Genomic DNA, 18,391 nt, shown 5'->3' with positions numbered 1-18,391 from the left:
TCTGGCCGGGAAGGCGGTGTCTCCCGGAGCTTGCGGAGGGAGACAGAAAGGTGGGGTGCCGCCGCCCCACCTTTCTCAAATTCGCGAAACGCAGACAGATAATTTGGTTTTTCCCGACTTGGCAGTCATGTATTTTCAGACGCTCGCGAACGGATGAATGCCCTACGCCTCGGCATGAGAACGCCACTCCGCGAACCGACAATCGTGTGATTCTCAAAATCGGTCGCGCCGTTTTCTGGATGGCGGCGAACCGGAATCTGCGAAGGGCAGTAATGCGAAGCGGCGTGTCTCAGAAAGTGATAATCAGAATTACTTGTCGAGGGCTTCAGCGAAGACGCAGCAGCGGTAACCCGCGCTCGACATGTCGCCCTCCTTGGGCGGGTCGTTGTGCTTGTAAAGCACAGCACGCCTTCCGGGCCAGTAGTCCGTGCCGTCATCGTTCTTCTTGGCCCACAGCCATTCGGTCACCTTGCCGTATCGGAAATCTCCGATGAGCGGAGACGGAATCGTCTCGTCCTCGTCCTTCCCGAACGTGCGGTAGGTGATTTCGTATTTGTCGTAACCGGTCTTCGTGGAGACACGCTTCACGCCGACGATGGTGCAGTGAATCTTGGTCGCCATCGCCACGCGATAGGCTAGGTTGTTCTCATCCTCGGCATCGACGATTGCCCTTGCGCATAGACCTACTTCTACGGGTCTGGGTTGACGGCCCTTCTCGATGGCGGCGGTCATATAGGCCATCGGAAGAATCTCGCGATAGCGTTGGTCGGTCATCTTGTTCTTGCGCTCGTCCATATTGCGTCTCCCTTCGTCGCGGACGGCTGATATGGGAAACCGCCCACACGGGCGGCTCCATATTCCTACTTCAACTTCGCGACCAACTCGACGATTCCCTCGCGCTGTCGGCTACCGAGACCCTGCACGCGTCGGTTCTCCGCGATGCCGAGCTTGCGCATGATGTCATCGGCCTTCGCCTTGCCGATGCCGGGGATGCACATCAGGAACTCGTGGACGCGGATGCGCTTGGCGCGGTCATCTGCAAGGGCGTCGGCAAGGGAAATCTCCCCCGTCTTCACGAGTCCCTTGAACTCCGTGCGCTCGCGGCGAGCCTCTGCGGCACGCTCAAGCGCGGCCTTGCGCTGCTCGTCGGTCATCTCGGGCAGGTTGTTGTTCTCCATCTTGATACTCCTCACTCTCCGGCTAAGCCGGTCTGCTTGTTCTCAGATGCCGCCTTGCGCAATCGCCAGCGGCGGTTCGAGATGGACTTCATCGAGCGCTTGATGATTCGCGAAAGCTCTCTATCAGGAATCCTTTGGATGAGAACCAACTTATCCTCGTCTTCCGTCCACTTTCGCCGCTCGTACTTGAAGGCAGTCTGGGCGTAGTAACGCTTGTGCTCGGCGCGTTTGCGGTCATGCCGCTCCGATGCACTCAGGCTACCTCTCATCTATGCCGTCCACATCTTGACCTCGACCACGTTGGTGGCGCAGTTGAACATGCGTCGGTCCATCTTGCCGTCGGGCATCTGGTATGTGCCCATGTACGTCGCCCCATGAGTCGGGCCGTAGAGCTTCCCGCGTCCGCCCTGTTGGTTGAATATGGGCTTATCGGGCTTCGACATCCGTCTCCTCCTTCACCTCGACCGCGACGCCCTCCTCGGCGGGCACGAGCCATGTGCGCCACTTGGAGACGACCACGCCCCCCTCGCGATAGGACGCGCGGAAGTTGCAGACGACGCATGTGCGCCCATCGCCCCCGCGTGCTACGCCGATGACCGTACCCAGACCGAACTTCTGGGAGAGGATTCGACCCCCGATGTGATAGCGGTTCCCGTAGGCATCGCGGGGGAGCGCATGGATGTACTTGTACACCCCGATTCGCTTTCCCATCGCGCACCGCCTACGCGAACTCGGCTTCGAGGAGGCGGTTGATGAGGACGGTCATATTCTCACCCGTCTCCACCTTGTGATATTGGAGCCTCGTGTGCATGGACTTCGGGATGCGGACGTTGATGCACACCAGCTCATCGACCTCCGGCTGCGCGTGCTGGATGGAGGCCTGCTGGCGCTTGGACTTCTTCGCGGAGGCCATGAAGGCGTTGCTGTTGTTAGACATACTTTTTCTCCTTCTCGTTGATGATGGAATCTGCCAGCTCCTCAAGAGCCGGGATGACGTGGCTGTGCGGACTGTGCTCCGCGACCGACTTGCCCTCGGCTGCGGCCTGCGAGAGCGCGACCGCGCGGGGCACCTTCGCGATGACCGGAACCTGCTCTGACTCAAGGAACTCCACGAGCTGCTTGTCGAGCTTGCCGAACGCGTAGAAGTTGTTGACCACGAGACGTATCGTCGCGTCCGTACCGGAGTCCTTGGCGATTTGGTAGGTGCGCATGGTCGGCTCCACATCGCGCGTGCTCGGGAGCATGGGGATGAGGATGACATCGGCGGCGCGGCACCAATCGCCCATGCCGTCGTTCAGGACGCCCGCCGTATCGACAATCTGGTAATCGCAGGACTCGGCGTAGTCCGGGTCATCGCAGACCTCGTGGACGGAGCCGCCCTGCGGGTCGGTGGAGACGAACGCCACCGTGGAGCCTCGGCGCTCAAGCGCGAACGCCAGCTCGTCGGCGAGGGTGGTCTTGCCGACACCGCCCTTCTGGTTGAGGAACAGAATCGTGAACATATACATCAGTCCTTTCTCGTCTTGATTCATGAGTTGCTTAATCCATGAGTTGCTTAATCCACGAGGCCGCTCTTGCGGTATTCCAAGCAAAGGGCGCGAACCGTCACGGCATAGAGGGTGAGAAGCAGGGTGAAGCCTACCGAAACCATGACCACGCCGGTGGTGTTCAAACCGACGTAACAACCGAGTGCCAAGGCGACGATGACCGCTAAGGGGACTGCCGCTGCAACCGCGATGGTCAATCCAACCCCTTTTCTGCCAAAGCCTTTGCACGGACGTTCGCGATGAAGGCCCTTCGAGGCCATCGGCATCACTTCCCTTCCGATTCGTCGGGACCGTACCCGTCTGAGACTGCGGCCATACAGCAGAACGCATAGGAGAACAGGAGCATGAGCGCCACAGCCGCCACGGCACCGAAAGCCCATCGCGGACCTCCCAGCGACCATGCCAGCGCGGCTATGGCGATGAACTCCACGGCGAAGATGAGCGGGACCATATAGCGCATGATGCACATCGCGACCTTATCCGACCTTGCCATCCGGCACCTCCATCAACCTAGGAACGATGCGAGGAGGAACATGACGGCCATAATCGACAGGAAGCCGATTTGCAGCGCCCTCTTGCGAGTCATCTTCCTCCTCGCGAAGATGTACGTGGAATCGTGGGAGATGCTGGCGGCGGCGAGGATGACCGCCAGCATCAGGAAACCCCAGCCGATTGCGAACACGACCGGTCTCCTCTCGAACCCTAGAACGGGATGTCCTCGTCATAGAGGTCGAGTTCAGGAGCGGGCGCATCGCCGGTCTGCTCGCGCTTGCCGCCGCTGAACTCAAGCTGGTCAACGATGACGCTCAGCTCATGGCGCTTCTCATCGTCCTTGGTCCACTGCGAGTAGCGCAGCTTGCCGTCGATGGTGACCTTGGTGCCCTTGAGGAGGTACTTGGACAGCTTCTCGGCGCGGGTGCCGAACAGGGAGCACTTGACGAACACGGGGGCATCGACGTACTCGCCCTCGGCGTTCTTGCGCTTCTCATTGACCGCGACGGTGAACCCTGCGACTGCGAGGCCGCTGGCGGTGGCGCGCATCTCCACGTCGCGCGTCAGGTTGCCCTCGATGATGACTCGGTTGATTGCCATGTCTGAATCCAATCTACTCGGATGTGACTACCTGCCTTTTCGGCACTACCAATATAGCAAACTACAATGCCAGTATAATTGAAATGTAGTAACCTCCATATCTTCTACACGCGGCGAACCCGCCACATGCCAAGGAGGGGCCGTCGGTCATCCGGTGCCCCTCCCATGCCGTGCCTATCGCTTTCAAAAGCTCGTGACCGAGAAGCAGTCACCATTGCCGACGGTCTTCCGCACAAGGTAATAAATCCCATCTGCGCACGTCCCCTTCGCTATGACGACATCCGAGGGCTTGACGTTCTTCCATCCGTACATTCCGCGAACCCACTTGTCGAGGAACGCCTTGGTGGGGTGGAACGAACGGCGAGCGGAATTGCGGTAGAAGTCGCGCCTCGCCCTCTCGCGCCTCTTTGCCTTCGCTCCATCCGCCTCACGGGCATCATCGACGTACCAGTCACCATCGACTTTGAAGAACACGCGCTCGCTGATGACGTTCTCAGGCTCAACCCAATCGAAGGACCCCTTCGGGGCGCGGCACTCGAACAGGATGCGCGAGTCCAGCCCCTGCAAGTTCGCGAATCGAGCGTCATCGCTCACCTCCTTCAACTCCGGGCGGCGGATGCCGACCGCGACGCGCTCGCGGCCACGGGAGAGGAAATGCACGCCCACGACATCGCTGTAACTCGAATTACACATCTCAAGGACCCAGCCGTCCTCGATGTAGCGATGCACGATGCCCGTGATGATGGCGTTCAGGTCGTTGCGCTTCATGGTGGGTTTCCTTCCCTCGCGGTTTGCGTTGCCTTAATTATAGCAACCTACAATACTACAAAAGTGGTAATACAGTATGCCACATAGACTCTCCATAAGAATAGGGGCACCCTCGCGGATGCCCCTCTTGCCACCTAGTCGAAGATGAAGCGACCATCTTGGACGTGCATCTTCTCGCCATCGAACGTGTATCGCCAGATGCGAGGGTCCTTCTCCTCGGCCTCGTCCCAGTTCTCCATGAACATAAGGACGGAACCAGCCCCGATGACGGGGGCGCAGGCCTCGAAGACGGCGCGTCCCATGTCGTCCCTGTATGCACCGTACCCGCTGTCTTCAAAGCAGACACACTCCAAGCCCCCCTCGGTCTCATCCGCCGAGAACCCAAGCCATTCGAGGATGCCGCGCGGCCCCTCCTTCTCTGCATCGAACCAGAACTCGCCGGTCTGCGTCTCCTCGTCGTAATCCCCGGCAAGCGCCTTCCTCATGCCCGCGTCAAGCGCCAGCTCGACGAACCTGCCGTAATCCTCGCGCTTGATGGAGAGGATGCCCTTCAACAGGACCGTCCTGTCCTCCCACTTAATCTTCTTCCACCAGTCGCACTTCGGCTCGAACATGTCGGTTCCTTTCTCTCGGTTGCCTGTGGCTTAATTATATCAACCTAGCATACTACAAATGTGGTGAACTACATTCCCACATACGCTCTCCACAAGACCGCCCCGCAGGGAACATGGGTCATAGGGGCTTGCCCCTATCCTTGCCCTCCCCCATCCGTCACCCATGCGAACCAACCGCCATCTCTGCAACATCGCCCTTCTTGTGACCGTCACCCCATCCTCCTCTCTCCCTGCCTTCCCACCGTCTCGATTCGCGTCGTGAGAAAAAACGACCCCGCAGAATCGCTCCTGCGGGGTCTTGAATGTCACCCATGTCCAAGATGACCTATGTCGGATGATGCCGCCTAGAATCGGCTCTCAGAGCGTCTGGCGGGAAACGGGCAGGTCATGGCATCATGCAATCGTCTTCTCACCATCATCGCCCTTGCCGAGTCGATGCGCGAGGGTCAGGCACGCGACCGAAGATGCTCCCGCGACTGCGATGAGCGGCGCGAGACCGATGCCGCCGGTCTTATCGTAACTGCCAGTCTCCTGCTTCCCGCCCTCAGACTCGACGGCGCGGATGGTCACCTGAGTGGTGTTGGCGAAAGCGGGCGCTGCGGGCACCAGCATGGGTGCCGCGATAGCCAAGGCAAGTGGGACGGCAATTACACGCGTCAGGATATGCTTACTCATTGGATACCTCCCCATGAGACGTTATCAACACCTGTCCGACTATATCATCCGATGACGTGGCAATGCTCTGTATCTCGCCCTTTTTTGCAGCTTTGACTGGGCCGACCGTCTCGCTTACCAACTCACCACTATAATTTCCGGAAACATCAATCGCCTTACAGTAAATGAAATACCCCTCATCACCACTCTGGATGTCATAAGTGCTACCTGTCGCACCCTCAATCGCTTCGTCGATTTCATTATCAACGATTCTATACGCATCCGCTTTGCGCGGAGGACCATATGAATTGGCCGGTATCATATAATAAAGACCGGGGGATAACTCATATGTATATTCACACACACTTACAATTAAATAGTCACCTTGAGTCTCCCCATAGTTTCTTACTGAGACATAAGGAACTTCAATGTCATTACTAAAAAGAGCTTGGTATTCATCGCTCACGTAAGCACCATCAGAGTTAGATACTTTAATGATGATTTTTCCAAGTTCTGGCACTTCTACGTAGAGAGCACCACCATATTGCAAATCATTAGTGGAACTTATGAGGCGCTGCACTGATTCCGTCTTCTTGCGATACCACTGATAGCTCATCTGCGCATGAGGCGGGGCACCGGTGACGTTCGCAGTGAGTGTGGAACCCACCTCGGGTGTACCCTCGATATTGATAGCGGCCTTATCAGTAAGGGTCGTGGTGTCGAAGTTGAACCCAAGGCGAAACATGTCCGTGGCTCCGTCCGCTGCACGGTCGATGAGGCTACCGTGATTGGAGCGTGAGAGTTTTGAGACGGAGAGGGTCAGCGACCCTTCGGAGCCTGCCTTGAGCTTAATGGGTGATAAGGCTGGCTCATCTTTGCCACCAGTGCGGCTCAAGGCGCGGGTTCCACCGATGTCGAGGGTGAAATCTACCGCGTTGCCCATCGAATCGGCGGTGTAGGCATCCACCACGACTGCATCGCCGGAGTTCACGATGGACAAGTCGGACGGGGCCACGACCGTTCCGTCAGCCATCATGGTGCAGGAAATCGTGGTCGGCACGGTGACGCTGATGTTAGACGTGTCCACCGAACCGTCAATCTCACCTGCCGCAAAGGCCGGGGATGCGGTGCCCAAGGCGATGGCGATGGTGGCCGCGAGGCAGGTCACGGCGCGTGCGAGGAGACCGGCCTTCTTGGTCTTTCCCATATTCCTCCTTCCTAGAAAAAAATGGCGCTACGTCGAGCGCCATCGAGATTAAGAGAACAGATGCACCGTCCATTAGGCCTTGGCGTTACCGGCGGCGAACGTCCAAGTGATGGTCGCCACGGTCTTGTCCTTGGCGATGTCCTCCTTGACGTTCTTTGCGTCACCCTGCGCTTTGAGGTTCAGGGTCGCACCAGCGGCACCGGTCGGGGCGAGGTCGTAGGAACCGGCCTTGGCCTTCGGCGCGGCGGCGTCGATGAGTGCGGAGTCCACGCCGAACTGGAAGTCCACAGCATTGTCCTCGGTAGCCTTGGAGGCGTCGGCCACGATGTTGAACGGGGACTGTTTCGCCACGGACACGCCTGAGACGTGGATGCCGAAATTGGAGCCGTTGACGATTTGCAGCGCACCGGAGGACGCGGAGGTCAGCACGCCGTCAGCGCCCATGGTGAACGGGATGACCGTCGGCACCGTCACCGTCAGGTTGGAATCGTCGGCCTTGACCGTGACGGTCGTGGTCTTGTTCGTGGCGGCGAAGGCTGCGGCAGGGGTACCGATTGCGGTGGCGAGCATCGCGGCTGCCATGATTCCTGCGAGGCCCTTCTTGAACTTAGGCATGTCATGCCCCTTTCTCCCCATCCGGGGTGTCTATCCGCTCGCGGGTCCATCCCGCGAAATCACGGCTATTCAGATGCGGTGATGATGACCTCGAAGCCGGAGGGGTTGCCGGACGGCTCGCCTTCCTCCATGGCCTGAACGGTCACGGTGGCATCACCCGTCTTCGCGCCGGTCACGTCAATCTCGTCCAGCTTCTCACCGGGCTTGAGGCCCTTGTAGGAGCCGATGACCTTCCCGTCCTGCTCCACCTCGATGAGCTGGTCGAAGCGGTTCTCCTCGACGTTGGCGACGCGCACCGCCAGCTTGGAGCCATCGGCGGAGAGGGTCGGGGTCATGTCCAGCGAGATGGTCATCATGGACTCACGCGCCTGACGGTCGAGTTCGGCCTGAATCTCCTCCTTGGTCATGTCATCGTAACCGCCCAAGGTGGCACCGCCGGTCTTGCCGCCATTGAGGGCGAGGTACGCTCCGCCCGCGCAGAGCGCGAGTAGGAGCACACCCACGGCGATGAGTGCGCGACGCTTCTTCACCACAGTGTCCGTCTGGTCTGTCATCTGCATCATCCTTCCATGTAATCAGGAGTATATCTTATATGGGCGGGCCACGGAGCCGTCGAGGCCCCATGACCCGCCGTCATCCTATGAGCGCATCACCGCGCCGTATTGCCCTTCATTTCCATCTCCCCTCGTATCGGTGCGTTGCGGTGCGAATCCGCTGCGCCTCAGTCGGCACCAAGCGCCTCTATTCCATATCATTTCGTTCGTATCACAGCGAATCATCTCAATTCCGTTGCCAGTCGCAGCGTGTCCTTTCCGTCTCATGTCATTGCCGTCATCGCCTAGCCTCTCCATCTCGCAGCCATGCTCTGCATTTCCTCTCCATTTCATTGCGTATCGCAACTTCTCTAATTCGCAGCCTCGCCGGTCTTACCCGAGGTGCCGTATCTGCGTATGTGGGTCTCGCAGCTAGTCTCGGGCTACCTCCTCCCACCCGAAGCGGCCCTTGCCGCTGTTGCGCCACTGGAACAGGCCGCGCAGGCGACCGTAGTCCAGCCACTCGCGCACGGTCTCCGCGTCCTTGGGGTTCATCACGAGGATGCTGAACTCAAGCACGGTACCGGCTGGGACGGTCTCGGATGCGGCCAGCGCCACGCGCTCGCCGGAGGCGGAGCTGGCGCGAAGCGGGCGCTCGCAGCGACCGCACTCGGCACCCTCGGGGAGCTGGAACGGGATTTTGCGCTGCTCCACGAACACGGTGCCGTCGATGACCTTCTTGAAGGCCGTCAGCTTGCTCGAACGGGTACCGGGCACGCGGCGCAGGGATGAGCAGGCGTCCTTGAAGAAGCCCTTGATTTGGTAGTCCCAGCAGAAGGGCACGCCATCCTCCGTGCGGGGGAAGCAGGTGGTCGCATCCTCCACGGCATCCATGCCCTCGATGACCTCGACCTCCTCTTCGCCGACCTCCGGCTCGGGGGCCTTCGAGGCAATCCAGTTGCCGTAAATCTCGGGGTCGCCGGGGGTCATGCCCAGAGCCTCCTCAAGCAGGGTCAGGCGCACGGCGATTCGCTCACCGATGCCCTCAAGGCGGTTCCCGTCCTTCTTCATGATACGTACCATCCTTCCATGGTCCTCGGCACCGCACCTCCGGTGCCGTTTGCTATCTACAATCATAGCAAACTACAAAACAATATTGATGGAAACATTGAGACACATAATTCCATCATGACTTGGGAGGTCCTACCCCCTCCCCTTATGGCCGAACTTCTCACGCAGGAGCCTCATGCGCCCCGTCAATGCGTTGGCGAAGACCTCCTCGGCAAGGAAGTCGTGGAAGCCGTCGCCTACATCCGTCACCCGCCTCACGCGGTAGGGCTTGACGGACAGGAAGCCCTCGCCCACGGCGACGGCCATATCCAAGGTCGGGTACGCGCCGATGGCGGACCAGCGCCACCGCTCCCCGTCCGGCACCCAGACCTCCAAGCTGTAAACGGTGTCCATGCCAGCCACGGCGACCGCCTACTCCCCAATCTCCTCGGTGATTTCACCGGCGATGCGCAGAAGCTCGCCACGGCAGTAGTCCATCTTCCGGGTGTAGGACTGCATGATGACCGAAAGCTCGGCGTTCAAGACCGCAAGCTCGTCATAGCAGTCCGCCAGTGCGCGGTGCGCGTCCCTGCGCTCGATTCCGAGGATGCCGCGCAGGCTGTCCATGGAGCGGCTGGGCAGGTCGGGCCACAGCTCCCTCGCCGCCTCCAACGTGTCGATGACATAGGGGTAGATGAAGACGCGACCGGATTTGGCGGCTGCGTTCGCCACGAACGGGATGTCGAAGGAGGCGATGTTGTGCCCAGCGAGCACCGCGTCCTCCCCGATGAAGTCGAGGAACGCGTCGAGCGCGTCGCCGATGGCGGGAGCGCCCTTGAGCATATCGTCGGTGATGCCGTTGACGCGCCCCGCCGCCTCGGGCATAGACCCCTCAATCGCCACGAGCGTCGAGAACAAGCCCTGCGGCAGGCCGTCCTTGACACCGATGGCGGCAATCTCGCAAATCTGGTCGCTATCAGGGTGCAGCCCCGTGGTCTCGATGTCGAACACGACGTAATCGTACTTGGATTCCATTCCATTCTCCCTCTCGATTGAAAAAGGGCCGCGCCACCTGCGACACGGCCCCGCAAAAGGACATCTCCGACTGTTAGTCGCGCACGACCTTCTCCAACATGACCATACCCGGCGCGTCCTCGTCAGCGCTGACGGGCACGGCGCTGAGATGCACCGAACCCTCCTTCAACGCGGCAGTGAATCCCGCGACGGCGATGTCCTCGATTTCCCCGCGCAGGGCGAAGGCGGCATCCACCCAGCCCTCACCGCGCACCCACACCGGGAACGGAGTCGCCGAGACCATGAACATGCGCAGGTCCCCATCACCGGGCAGCTCGTCGGAGTCGGTCGTGCCACCGCCCTCCCGATGGAGCGGGCAACCCTCGCAATCATCGTCACGGAACAGCTCGCAGAACAGCTCCTTGATGATGTCGGAGGCACCATCATCATCGTCATCCTCGCAACGCGCCTCCTCCTCAGCCAAGGCCGCAGCAGCCGCACGGGCGTTCGCAGCCTCCTCGGCGAGCGTGGGGCGGTGGATGGCATCAGGTTCGCGCAAAGCGTCGTTCTTGACGGTCTCCATCAGCGCGACGGCCTCGGCAATCTCCACGGGGGAGGAACAGGCGGTGAGGTTCAGCAGGTCATGGCCGCACCCGCACGTCCATTCATCCTCCTTCCGCACGACCACGGTCCTGCCGCAATCGGGGCACCAGCCCACCAGATACATCTCGTCCTTCTTGTCAGCCATATCTCAATCCTTTCCCTTGATGGCTAGATAATCTCGTCCCTCAGTATACCTTTCGGGTTCGGGTAGCAATCGCGCATCGTCCAGCGCTGGGACACGAACTCGACGCAATCCCGCATCTCCGGTAGGAGCTGCGCCACCGCCGCCTCCTTGCTCGCCGCGCGGCACACGGCGGTATCCATGCCCAGCTTGTGCTTCCGCGTGGGCACCTTGCGGCGCAGCTTGATGAAGAAGTAGTAATCCATGATGTCGTTTCCTTCCCTTCTCCTAGTAGTTCAGATGACGGACGCAGGTGTTCTCATACGCCCGAGCCATCAGCCAATCCGGCACATCCTCCCCGAAAGGCTCGTAGTAACGCGCGACCTGACCCGGACGCGCCACGAGGACGGTGACGAGCTTGCACGAATGCGCGTTGAACACGAGGACGATTCCCGTGCTCGTGAGGACATGGACCTCGCAACCGGCGCGGTGCCCGGTGTCCACGAGGCACTGGCGGACGATGTGGCCGAAACCCACCGTCTGGGCGATGCGCATAATGCGCTCATGGCGGTCGCGGTGGAAGTGCCCGCTCTCGCGGAGACGGCCAAGCTCACGGCGGAACGCGTCGAGGTTCCCGCCGACCTTGCGCTCGATGACGTGGAAGTAGCTGCCCATGGCGTGTCCTTTCCGTTGTGCCGCTATCATCATAGCAAACTACCAACCCACAAATATGGTAAAGTAGGAACCTACATATATCGCACACAACCCTTTTCATGGACACGCGGGAACGATTCGCCCATGCCAAGGAAAAGGGGGCACCCCGTGGGTGCCCCCTTCATCGACCAGCTAGGCGATTCCGTATGACTTGCAGAGGTACTGGGCGTATGCCTCGCAGAGAAAAGCCACATGTTCGCTAACACCGTCGTAGTAAGCCTGCTCGCACTCCTCCAACTTCCCCAACTGATACTCGTCAACATACCCATCTTCATCGCCATCGAGAAGCGATTCCCAATCACAGTGGTGGAAGTTCCCCGCCCAACGAAGGACGGCCTCATTCTTATCCATCCCGGGGAAGACATCGCCGCCGAAAGCCACCAACCTGCAAAGCATTATGAACTGCTGGTTCAAATCGAGCTGCGCCACGTCATCATCGCTGTACGGTGCGCGGTACTCGTGGTAGCCGTTGAAGACGTACTGCTCTATGCCGCCGTTGCAAATCTGGTAGTCCATATTGATGACGGAGCTGAGGGCGCTGACCTCGTGGAACCGGGTCGGCGTGAGCGCGGCCTTGTCGCAGGTGAGCAGCTTGTCAATCCAGTCGGTGCCCTCGTCGGTCTCCATGACGCGGCTATGCGACAGCTTGACCTTCTTGTCCAGACCCTCAAGCTCGATGCCCTTGTACTTCATGGTGGGGTTCCTTCCCTCGTGGTTGCCTGTGGCTTAATTATATCAACCTACCATGCCATAAATGTAGTAAAACACATTCCTACATATCCTCTCCATGAATAAGGGCACCCTCTCGGATGCCCACTTCCCATTTGTCAGCGCGTCACCCGGACGGTCGCGCTCCTGATGAAGTTGTTCGGGTTGAGCAGCACGGCCTCTCGCCCCTCCTCGGCGTTGTACATCTCCACGAATGGAAGCCGAACACCGGTCCTCCGCAAACTCGGCGGCACCGCGAACCCACAGACGCGGTACGGCTCGAATCCGCCCCGCACGCTCTCCAACCAGACCTCATCGCCCTCCTCGACCTCGCGCACCGGCACCTCAACCGCGTCGATGTACCTGCCGAGGCGCATCCCCTCCGGCTGGCTGTCGTCGATGTCATGGAGCATGACCGCGTGGTCGTATGAACTCTGCTCGGCATGACGGTTGAACTCACGACCGACGATGCGCCACCCTTCGATGATGTAGACACCATTGTCCCAGTTATCCGTGTCGAGCTGGTCGTAGAGACCGACCCCAACACTCAGACCGCCACCGAAGAAATTGCCGATGACTTGGCACAGACGCGCCCAGCCGTAGGGGTCGCGGTCGGGGCTGCGGAAGCCATGCAATTCGCAGTAGTGCAGGAACGCCTCGACGCTATCTCGCCCGCCGTTCCAGTGGAGGTAAATGCCCATCTTCTTGTCAGGCGTGGTGATTACCGCTCGGTTGCCCATATCCGGTTCCCTTTCTCTTGGTCTTACCGTGCCTTAATTATAGCAACCTATCATGCTATCAATGTAGCAAACTACATTCCTACACGCCCTCTCCACAAAGTCGCCCCCGCAGGGAACCCGGTCATAGGGGCTTGCCCCTATCCTTGCCCTCCTCAATCCGTCATCCATGCGAACCGCATCACCGCGCCTACTGCACCGCCCTTGCCATAGCCGTCACCCTTCTCTCCGCCCTCCTTGCCTTCCATCCACACATGAGAAAAGGGGCCGCGCCGAGCGCGACCCCTTCCGTGCAATCTGGTCACTGCTTTACAACTCGTAGCGTATCCCTATCAAGTCAAACCAGTTCGTTTCATAGCCATATCCAATCGAAACACTTTCTTGCCCCACAAATCTTTTCCATCGCATCGCCGGTCTTACCCGTAGTGCCGTATCGGTGGAATCGAGGTATCTGCGGCTATTCGTCCGCGTATCGCTCCGGGTCGTACACCTTTGAGTCGTAATAGCACATATCGGCTTCCCCTCTACTCTGCGACCTGTGTACAGGATTGATTATAACCGCCATCCGCACCTTCCATCAGCGCGTCGATGTAGCCTCGCACGCGGTCGGCAACCTGCGCGGGACACTTGATATAGACCATGCCGTCATCAGTTCGCCCCGCCTTGTTCGTGGGTGTAGGCAAAGGTGCCGTAGGCGCATCCACATCGAACAGAGCGCCTTGCGACGGCTCGTGTACCTCCTCGACTTTGGCGGCGAGGGAGTCGTAGAACTCGATGACCGACTCGTTGGCATAGAGGCGCTGGCGCTCTATCTTCGGCCAGACGGTGAGACCGTCGAAGGTGGTGCAGCGGGACAGGGCGACGTAGAGCATGCCCGCGCCGAACACCTTGGAGTGGACGGCGCAGCGCTCGAAGGTCTGACCCTGCGACTTGTGGATGGTGATGGCGAACGCGAGGCGAAGGGGAATCTGCGTGAACGCGCCCACCGTGTCGATGACAAGCTCCTGCGCGGGGTTCCCGTCATCGCCGATGATGTCGCGAACGGAGGATTTCAGCACCTTCCATTCCTTCTCGCTCACCTCGACGGGGTACTCGCAGTCATCGAACTCGACCGTGACGCAATCCACCCCGACTTCCGAGATGGTCCCCAGCGAGCCGTTCGCGAGACCGTGGTCGGGCATGTTGGCGAGCAGCATCACGCGTGCGCCCTCCACGAGACGCAGCTTGTCGTCGGTGGGCTTGTCCGAGGGCTTCACATCTCCGTAGGAGTACGCCGTGTACGTCCGCGCCCTTGCGCCCAAGCGCTCCAACTCCCCCACGCGCTCGTCGTTGATGGTGGATGCCATGCGGTTCGTGGCGCACAGCCACAGGTCATCCTCCGGTGCCCGCTTGCGGTCGGAGATGGAGCGCTCGTTGAAGTAGGCGATGCAGTCCCTATCGCCGATGCGGGCGCGGTTGAGCTGACCGATGAACTCCGGGTCGCTCTGGCGCACCACCTCGGTGAGGACATGCGGCTCGAAGCCCATGCCCTTCCATAGCGGGGACTTGAAGGCGTAGCCGTCATCATTGCCCGGCCACAGCTGCATCAGCACCTTGCGGTCATCATCGGTCACGACCGGCGGAAGCTGGAAGAAATCGCCCACGAGCACGACCTGCTTCCTGCCCGAGACGCGCTTGGCTGCGAGCACCATGTTCATGACGCGCTCGAACAGGTCGATGCGGCACATGGATACCTCGTCGATGATGATGACCTCGGCCTTGTTGAGCACCTTGCGCGTGAGCGTCTTCTTGTTCTCGTCGTGCGGGTCGAGCACGCCGAAACCCACCTGCAAGGTGCGGTGGATGGTCGTGCCGTTATGCAAGTTCTGCGCGGCTATCCCCGTCGGGGCCATGGCGAGGTAGGGAACCTCGCGCTCCTCAAGCTCCTCGATGAATGCGTTGAGCACATAGCTCTTGCCCGTACCGGCGTTACCCGACAGGAACACGTTGCGGCCAGACAGCAGGGCATCCATGGCCTCCGCCTGACCCGGCGTGAACGTGCGCTCCTCCTCTTCCATGCGACCCCTTCCAAGTCGAGATGATGCTATATGGATATGATTATATCAGACTACAAAGCAACAATGGTGCGAATCTACAATACCATGAGATGTGCACATGCCGTCTCAAGCGTCACGGCCACCGACCTCATGGACGGTTCCCTCAAGCTCACCGCGCGAGGCGTTCACTACCGTCGGCGCGACCCACTTGATTTCGAGACCGGTGGGGTTCTCCCTCGGACCAGTCCAGTACCCGTGCCAATGGCCGCGCCTGACATGGGGTGCCACATGCCGTCCGGTCTTGCCGCCATCCTGCCCCTTCGCCTCATGCTCGTAGACACGGCGAACCTCCGCGAGCTGCGGGGCAATGCGGAAACCCACGTCATGGACGGTGCAATCGGTCTGACGGCTCTTTCGGGACTGGTTCTTCTGGGGAACGTAGACCGTGCGCACATCGGCCTCCTTGGAGGAGATATAGAGAAGAGACCCCAAGATATGCTCAAGAAGATAGCTGCGTGAATGAGCCGTCATCAACAGTTCCTCATCGGTAACCTCACAAGCATATGACATGGACTCATTCGCTTTACGAACAGCATTCAGCTGCTCGGAATACCATCTTTCAAGCGAAATTCCCTCATCTATCGGAAGCTCGATTGTATCGAGCCACATCCGCATCCCGCATCGAACCTCCGCCACGTCCGAACCATAATCGTCCGTGTGCCTCATCTCGCAATGATGGGTCAAGCTATCGACGAAGAGAGTTCGCCCCTCAACCCAGCAAAAACATCCCTCGTAGTAACGCGTCACATAACAACTCGCCTCACCCCAGGTGTCAGCCATATCATCGGTTAGCAGCTGTTCATACTCATCTACCCATCTTCTCTCTATGAAGATACAGCCATATGGCAGTCGCAGCAGCGCATCCACCGGCACCTCGTCCGCCTCATCAATGCGAAGCTCATCCCAAAGCTCCTTGCCGATTCTATAAACCTGTTTGCTGTCATCCCAAGAAGACAGCAACATGCTCTCCACTTCATCCAAGTCGGCACGCCGCCTCGCCCTGTCAGCCCACACCTGCGCGGGCACCTTGCTCGCCGGTATCTTCATGTCGGTCTCCTCTCGAACCGTGAATCCTATTTGCCCTCATTATCCATCGCGTGAGCCGTCGAGACATGGCGCAGCCGTGAATCGACGGGGAGGGCGATGCCTCTGGGGAGTCCGAGGGGATGAAGTTCCCTCGTCATTCCCGACATGGGCATGTCCAATCACCCCAAGGCTCGTCAAGGTCATCTGATGATGCGAAGGTCTCGGCAATGCGGTCATGGTACGTGGCGTGGGCGAGTCCGTATATCCGCCCCAGTGCATCGCCGTCCCATGTGCGCGTGATGCGCTCGGCAACCTCCTCCTCGCAAACCCCCGTGATTGCCGCCATATCGGCGAGGGTGCATCCGGTGGCGAGGAAGGCCACGGTCATGCCTACCGATTCCGCCCGCCTCACGTAGAGCGCACCTAGGTCATCCGCCCCATCCTCTATGGGGATGCCGTGCAGACGCATCACATCCGAGAACACGGAAGCGGCGCACACGCGCTGTCCGTCATCATCAGGAAGGCTCCCGCCGTATCGCTTGAGGAAAGACCGCAGCCTGCGGGGCGTGAGGGGCTTTTTGTACCAAGGCCCCTCGCAGCCGCCCATGAGCAGCGAGGTCTCGTCCCAGAAGGGGCTTTCCACCCCGGCTTGCAGGGCGAGCCGTTCGACCGTGAGGTAACAGGCGGTAGTCCCCAAATCGCCTTCGCGCGTATCCGGCATATCCCCTCCCCGACCTCTTATCTAGGTGCTATCACATCAGACCACAATACCATCAGGATAGATTGGTATCTAACTATATGAGCCACATGCCAAAGGGCACCCTCTCGGGTGCCCCACGGTGTCACCATCCCCGGTTCTTCCGTTCGGCCCTGCGGCGCTCGCGCTCGGCGCGACGGCGGTCGAACTCCGCTTGGATGCGGCGGTCTCGAAGCATACCGGCGATGTAGAGCGAGACGGTCGCGATGACGATGCAGGCGATTCCCATGCAGAACTCGACCACCGTGCCGTCGCAATACCCGTAGACGCGGGCGCAGACAACGGCATCCTCGCAGAGGAACACACCGCTCCCGCCGAAACAGAGACCCGCGACCGTGTACTTCTCGGTCTTGTCCATCTTCCCCATGTCCCCATCCATTCAACATTGGCTTGTGCTAATAGCATTGTAGCAAACCACAATACCACATAGGTAGCAAAACAGGTATCCACATATACATCATAAAGAAGGGCACCCACTTGGATGCCCTCGCTTGGGTATATGCCCTGCCCTCACCATCGCGCGATATATACGTCTCGGTATTTGAAGAGGCCTTCCCGCCAGACCTCCTCGCCAATCTCAAACCCCCGCCCGCGCATGACCTCCAACGCTTCCCGCTTGGCATCGTCAAGACCGCCGACGAAGAGGACCGCATGGAGTCTGCCTTCATTGACGGCCTTCTCGATGTTCTTCTCGCAGCGCTCGACCATCTCCCGCCGCCAGCGGGCCTCGTAACCCTTCTCGTTCTCCTTCGCCAAGATTCTCGCCGTCCTCGCATCGAGCATAGGTGTTCCCCTCTCTTCCAGTCCCACACGGGGAAGGGGCACCGCCGAAGTGCCCCCTGATGTTTCCATATCCGGCTACTCGTTGAAACGGCAACGGGAATCTAACCAATCCGCCACCTCATGGAAGGCGTCTGCATCCACGTCCCACGGCATGACCACCCAAATCTCGGTGAAGGGGTCGTTAGCCCTCCACTGGTCCACATCCTCCGCGAACACCACATGGAGGTCCGGCCGCTCGACTCCCAGCTCCTTTGCACGTCCGCGAGCCAGCTCGACAAGCTCCGGGTAGCCCATGCCGAGGTCCGCTGCGTAGCTCCCGTCATACATGGCGGAGAGCTGGACGCAGTATCGCCCATTCCACTCGACAAGATAGCACTCCACCCCGTAGCCGTCCGACCACAGCTCGTCAAGCACGCGCCTGAGTTGCACGGGCAGGTCTTCCAAGGCGGCGTTGAGGTCACCGGTCGCGTTCGACCAGTAGCGGTGCCCCTTCGGGTACTCGCCCTTCTCCAACGTGTGCAGCATGTCATTTCCTCTCTTCTCGGTTGCCTGTGGCTCAATTATATCAATGCGG

The 18,391-nt window shown here is 59.8% G+C and carries 31 protein-coding genes; all 31 read right to left on the bottom strand.

All coding sequences use genetic code 11. The features are described from left to right. Positions 1–309: 309 nt before the first annotated feature. Positions 310–795, bottom strand: coding sequence for a hypothetical protein (locus V3C10_11150; GenBank protein WVP64332.1), 486 nt, complete (start codon positions 793–795; stop codon positions 310–312). A gap of 65 nt (positions 796–860) precedes the next feature. After that, the gene (gene mihF, locus V3C10_11145; protein WVP64331.1) at positions 861–1,178 is read right to left on the bottom strand and encodes an integration host factor, actinobacterial type; all 318 of its coding nucleotides are present in this window, start codon (positions 1,176–1,178) and stop codon (positions 861–863) included. Between the two features lie 11 nt (positions 1,179–1,189). Next, a complete protein-coding gene (locus V3C10_11140; GenBank protein ID WVP64330.1) occupies positions 1,190–1,447 on the bottom strand; it encodes a hypothetical protein in 258 nt (85 codons plus the stop codon). Beyond that, complete coding sequence (locus tag V3C10_11135; GenBank protein WVP64329.1) at positions 1,448–1,621, bottom strand: hypothetical protein; 174 nt, start codon at positions 1,619–1,621, stop codon at positions 1,448–1,450. Further along, positions 1,605–1,889 (bottom strand): hypothetical protein, encoded by a 285-nt coding sequence (locus V3C10_11130; GenBank protein WVP64328.1) that lies wholly within the window; start codon positions 1,887–1,889, stop codon positions 1,605–1,607. Before V3C10_11130 ends, V3C10_11135 begins: the two co-directional genes overlap by 17 nt. Positions 1,890–1,899: 10 nt before the next feature. Beyond that, positions 1,900–2,115 carry a hypothetical protein gene (locus V3C10_11125; GenBank protein ID WVP64327.1) on the bottom strand — a complete coding sequence of 72 codons (216 nt, stop codon included), beginning with the start codon at positions 2,113–2,115 and terminating at the stop codon, positions 1,900–1,902. After that, a complete protein-coding gene (locus V3C10_11120; protein ID WVP64326.1) occupies positions 2,108–2,710 on the bottom strand; it encodes a P-loop NTPase in 603 nt (200 codons plus the stop codon). The genes V3C10_11125 and V3C10_11120 overlap by 8 nt, the downstream gene beginning before the upstream one ends. A gap of 23 nt (positions 2,711–2,733) precedes the next feature. Next, positions 2,734–2,991 (bottom strand): hypothetical protein, encoded by a 258-nt coding sequence (locus tag V3C10_11115; GenBank protein ID WVP64325.1) that lies wholly within the window; start codon positions 2,989–2,991, stop codon positions 2,734–2,736. After that, positions 2,991–3,218 (bottom strand): hypothetical protein, encoded by a 228-nt coding sequence (locus V3C10_11110; GenBank protein WVP64324.1) that lies wholly within the window; start codon positions 3,216–3,218, stop codon positions 2,991–2,993. The genes V3C10_11115 and V3C10_11110 overlap by 1 nt, the downstream gene beginning before the upstream one ends. 12 nt (positions 3,219–3,230) lie before the next feature. Beyond that, positions 3,231–3,407 (bottom strand): hypothetical protein, encoded by a 177-nt coding sequence (locus tag V3C10_11105; GenBank protein WVP64323.1) that lies wholly within the window; start codon positions 3,405–3,407, stop codon positions 3,231–3,233. Between the two features lie 20 nt (positions 3,408–3,427). Next, positions 3,428–3,817 carry a single-stranded DNA-binding protein gene (gene ssb, locus V3C10_11100; protein ID WVP64322.1) on the bottom strand — a complete coding sequence of 130 codons (390 nt, stop codon included), beginning with the start codon at positions 3,815–3,817 and terminating at the stop codon, positions 3,428–3,430. A gap of 183 nt (positions 3,818–4,000) precedes the next feature. Then, positions 4,001–4,585: a hypothetical protein gene (locus V3C10_11095; protein ID WVP64321.1), complete on the bottom strand. Its 585-nt coding sequence runs from the start codon at positions 4,583–4,585 to the stop codon at positions 4,001–4,003. A gap of 134 nt (positions 4,586–4,719) precedes the next feature. Further along, a complete protein-coding gene (locus V3C10_11090) occupies positions 4,720–5,199 on the bottom strand; it encodes a hypothetical protein (protein WVP64320.1) in 480 nt (159 codons plus the stop codon). 393 nt (positions 5,200–5,592) lie between these two features. Next, positions 5,593–5,874, bottom strand: coding sequence for a hypothetical protein (locus V3C10_11085; protein WVP64319.1), 282 nt, complete (start codon positions 5,872–5,874; stop codon positions 5,593–5,595). Beyond that, positions 5,867–7,060, bottom strand: coding sequence for a hypothetical protein (locus V3C10_11080; protein ID WVP64318.1), 1,194 nt, complete (start codon positions 7,058–7,060; stop codon positions 5,867–5,869). The genes V3C10_11085 and V3C10_11080 overlap by 8 nt, the downstream gene beginning before the upstream one ends. Positions 7,061–7,132: 72 nt before the next feature. Next, positions 7,133–7,675, bottom strand: coding sequence for a hypothetical protein (locus V3C10_11075; protein WVP64317.1), 543 nt, complete (start codon positions 7,673–7,675; stop codon positions 7,133–7,135). 65 nt (positions 7,676–7,740) lie between these two features. After that, positions 7,741–8,229 carry a hypothetical protein gene (locus tag V3C10_11070; GenBank protein ID WVP64316.1) on the bottom strand — a complete coding sequence of 163 codons (489 nt, stop codon included), beginning with the start codon at positions 8,227–8,229 and terminating at the stop codon, positions 7,741–7,743. 411 nt (positions 8,230–8,640) lie between these two features. After that, positions 8,641–9,279, bottom strand: a complete 639-nt coding sequence (locus V3C10_11065; protein ID WVP64315.1) for a hypothetical protein — start codon at positions 9,277–9,279, stop codon at positions 8,641–8,643. Positions 9,280–9,411: 132 nt separating this feature from the next. Then, the gene (locus tag V3C10_11060; protein WVP64314.1) at positions 9,412–9,681 is read right to left on the bottom strand and encodes a hypothetical protein; all 270 of its coding nucleotides are present in this window, start codon (positions 9,679–9,681) and stop codon (positions 9,412–9,414) included. 9 nt (positions 9,682–9,690) lie between these two features. Beyond that, positions 9,691–10,293, bottom strand: a complete 603-nt coding sequence (locus V3C10_11055) for a 3'-5' exonuclease (GenBank protein ID WVP64313.1) — start codon at positions 10,291–10,293, stop codon at positions 9,691–9,693. Positions 10,294–10,366: 73 nt separating this feature from the next. Beyond that, entirely contained in the window at positions 10,367–11,020 is a 654-nt protein-coding gene (locus V3C10_11050) for a hypothetical protein (protein WVP64312.1), read from the bottom strand. 23 nt (positions 11,021–11,043) lie between these two features. Then, positions 11,044–11,262, bottom strand: a complete 219-nt coding sequence (locus tag V3C10_11045; GenBank protein WVP64311.1) for a hypothetical protein — start codon at positions 11,260–11,262, stop codon at positions 11,044–11,046. Between the two features lie 22 nt (positions 11,263–11,284). Further along, entirely contained in the window at positions 11,285–11,704 is a 420-nt protein-coding gene (locus V3C10_11040) for a hypothetical protein (protein ID WVP64310.1), read from the bottom strand. A 138-nt stretch (positions 11,705–11,842) separates the two neighbouring features. Further along, positions 11,843–12,403, bottom strand: a complete 561-nt coding sequence (locus V3C10_11035) for a hypothetical protein (GenBank protein WVP64309.1) — start codon at positions 12,401–12,403, stop codon at positions 11,843–11,845. A gap of 134 nt (positions 12,404–12,537) precedes the next feature. After that, positions 12,538–13,158, bottom strand: coding sequence for a hypothetical protein (locus tag V3C10_11030; GenBank protein ID WVP64308.1), 621 nt, complete (start codon positions 13,156–13,158; stop codon positions 12,538–12,540). Positions 13,159–13,679: 521 nt separating this feature from the next. Beyond that, positions 13,680–15,212, bottom strand: a complete 1,533-nt coding sequence (locus V3C10_11025) for a DEAD/DEAH box helicase (protein WVP64307.1) — start codon at positions 15,210–15,212, stop codon at positions 13,680–13,682. A gap of 105 nt (positions 15,213–15,317) precedes the next feature. Further along, positions 15,318–16,298 carry a hypothetical protein gene (locus V3C10_11020; GenBank protein ID WVP64306.1) on the bottom strand — a complete coding sequence of 327 codons (981 nt, stop codon included), beginning with the start codon at positions 16,296–16,298 and terminating at the stop codon, positions 15,318–15,320. 133 nt (positions 16,299–16,431) lie between these two features. Further along, entirely contained in the window at positions 16,432–16,998 is a 567-nt protein-coding gene (locus tag V3C10_11015; protein ID WVP64305.1) for a hypothetical protein, read from the bottom strand. Positions 16,999–17,119: 121 nt separating this feature from the next. Further along, a complete protein-coding gene (locus tag V3C10_11010; GenBank protein WVP64304.1) occupies positions 17,120–17,401 on the bottom strand; it encodes a hypothetical protein in 282 nt (93 codons plus the stop codon). Positions 17,402–17,544: 143 nt separating this feature from the next. Then, positions 17,545–17,817 carry a hypothetical protein gene (locus tag V3C10_11005; GenBank protein ID WVP64303.1) on the bottom strand — a complete coding sequence of 91 codons (273 nt, stop codon included), beginning with the start codon at positions 17,815–17,817 and terminating at the stop codon, positions 17,545–17,547. Positions 17,818–17,892: 75 nt separating this feature from the next. Next, positions 17,893–18,342, bottom strand: a complete 450-nt coding sequence (locus V3C10_11000; GenBank protein WVP64302.1) for a hypothetical protein — start codon at positions 18,340–18,342, stop codon at positions 17,893–17,895. Positions 18,343–18,391: the final 49 nt, after the last annotated feature.

The sequence above is a fragment of the [Clostridium] symbiosum genome (assembly GCA_036419695.1).
In the GTDB taxonomy this organism is placed as follows: Bacteria; Bacillota; Clostridia; order Lachnospirales; family Lachnospiraceae; genus Otoolea; species Otoolea symbiosa_A.
The sequence above is the reverse complement of the archived record's forward strand: the minus strand, read 5'-3'. Positions and strand labels throughout refer to the sequence as shown.

Bases quoted from the DNA above. Each gene is read 5' to 3' on its own strand.
- V3C10_11150 (WVP64332.1), bottom strand. From the start codon at position 795: ATGGACGAGCGCAAGAACAAGATGACCGACCAACGCTATCGCGAGATT.
- mihF (WVP64331.1), bottom strand. From the start codon at position 1,178: ATGGAGAACAACAACCTGCCCGAGATGACCGACGAGCAGCGCAAGGCC.
- V3C10_11140 (WVP64330.1), bottom strand. From the start codon at position 1,447: ATGAGAGGTAGCCTGAGTGCATCGGAGCGGCATGACCGCAAACGCGCC.
- V3C10_11135 (WVP64329.1), bottom strand. From the start codon at position 1,621: ATGTCGAAGCCCGATAAGCCCATATTCAACCAACAGGGCGGACGCGGG.
- V3C10_11130 (WVP64328.1), bottom strand. From the start codon at position 1,889: ATGGGAAAGCGAATCGGGGTGTACAAGTACATCCATGCGCTCCCCCGC.
- V3C10_11125 (WVP64327.1), bottom strand. From the start codon at position 2,115: ATGTCTAACAACAGCAACGCCTTCATGGCCTCCGCGAAGAAGTCCAAG.
- V3C10_11120 (WVP64326.1), bottom strand. From the start codon at position 2,710: ATGAATCAAGACGAGAAAGGACTGATGTATATGTTCACGATTCTGTTC.
- V3C10_11115 (WVP64325.1), bottom strand. From the start codon at position 2,991: ATGCCGATGGCCTCGAAGGGCCTTCATCGCGAACGTCCGTGCAAAGGC.
- V3C10_11110 (WVP64324.1), bottom strand. From the start codon at position 3,218: ATGGCAAGGTCGGATAAGGTCGCGATGTGCATCATGCGCTATATGGTC.
- ssb (WVP64322.1), bottom strand. From the start codon at position 3,817: ATGGCAATCAACCGAGTCATCATCGAGGGCAACCTGACGCGCGACGTG.
- V3C10_11095 (WVP64321.1), bottom strand. From the start codon at position 4,585: ATGAAGCGCAACGACCTGAACGCCATCATCACGGGCATCGTGCATCGC.
- V3C10_11090 (WVP64320.1), bottom strand. From the start codon at position 5,199: ATGTTCGAGCCGAAGTGCGACTGGTGGAAGAAGATTAAGTGGGAGGAC.
- V3C10_11085 (WVP64319.1), bottom strand. From the start codon at position 5,874: ATGAGTAAGCATATCCTGACGCGTGTAATTGCCGTCCCACTTGCCTTG.
- V3C10_11080 (WVP64318.1), bottom strand. From the start codon at position 7,060: ATGGGAAAGACCAAGAAGGCCGGTCTCCTCGCACGCGCCGTGACCTGC.
- V3C10_11075 (WVP64317.1), bottom strand. From the start codon at position 7,675: ATGCCTAAGTTCAAGAAGGGCCTCGCAGGAATCATGGCAGCCGCGATG.
- V3C10_11070 (WVP64316.1), bottom strand. From the start codon at position 8,229: ATGACAGACCAGACGGACACTGTGGTGAAGAAGCGTCGCGCACTCATC.
- V3C10_11065 (WVP64315.1), bottom strand. From the start codon at position 9,279: ATGAAGAAGGACGGGAACCGCCTTGAGGGCATCGGTGAGCGAATCGCC.
- V3C10_11055 (WVP64313.1), bottom strand. From the start codon at position 10,293: ATGGAATCCAAGTACGATTACGTCGTGTTCGACATCGAGACCACGGGG.
- V3C10_11050 (WVP64312.1), bottom strand. From the start codon at position 11,020: ATGGCTGACAAGAAGGACGAGATGTATCTGGTGGGCTGGTGCCCCGAT.
- V3C10_11045 (WVP64311.1), bottom strand. From the start codon at position 11,262: ATGGATTACTACTTCTTCATCAAGCTGCGCCGCAAGGTGCCCACGCGG.
- V3C10_11040 (WVP64310.1), bottom strand. From the start codon at position 11,704: ATGATGATAGCGGCACAACGGAAAGGACACGCCATGGGCAGCTACTTC.
- V3C10_11035 (WVP64309.1), bottom strand. From the start codon at position 12,403: ATGAAGTACAAGGGCATCGAGCTTGAGGGTCTGGACAAGAAGGTCAAG.
- V3C10_11030 (WVP64308.1), bottom strand. From the start codon at position 13,158: ATGGGCAACCGAGCGGTAATCACCACGCCTGACAAGAAGATGGGCATT.
- V3C10_11025 (WVP64307.1), bottom strand. From the start codon at position 15,212: ATGGAAGAGGAGGAGCGCACGTTCACGCCGGGTCAGGCGGAGGCCATG.
- V3C10_11020 (WVP64306.1), bottom strand. From the start codon at position 16,298: ATGAAGATACCGGCGAGCAAGGTGCCCGCGCAGGTGTGGGCTGACAGG.
- V3C10_11015 (WVP64305.1), bottom strand. From the start codon at position 16,998: ATGCCGGATACGCGCGAAGGCGATTTGGGGACTACCGCCTGTTACCTC.
- V3C10_11010 (WVP64304.1), bottom strand. From the start codon at position 17,401: ATGGGGAAGATGGACAAGACCGAGAAGTACACGGTCGCGGGTCTCTGT.
- V3C10_11005 (WVP64303.1), bottom strand. From the start codon at position 17,817: ATGCTCGATGCGAGGACGGCGAGAATCTTGGCGAAGGAGAACGAGAAG.
- V3C10_11000 (WVP64302.1), bottom strand. From the start codon at position 18,342: ATGCTGCACACGTTGGAGAAGGGCGAGTACCCGAAGGGGCACCGCTAC.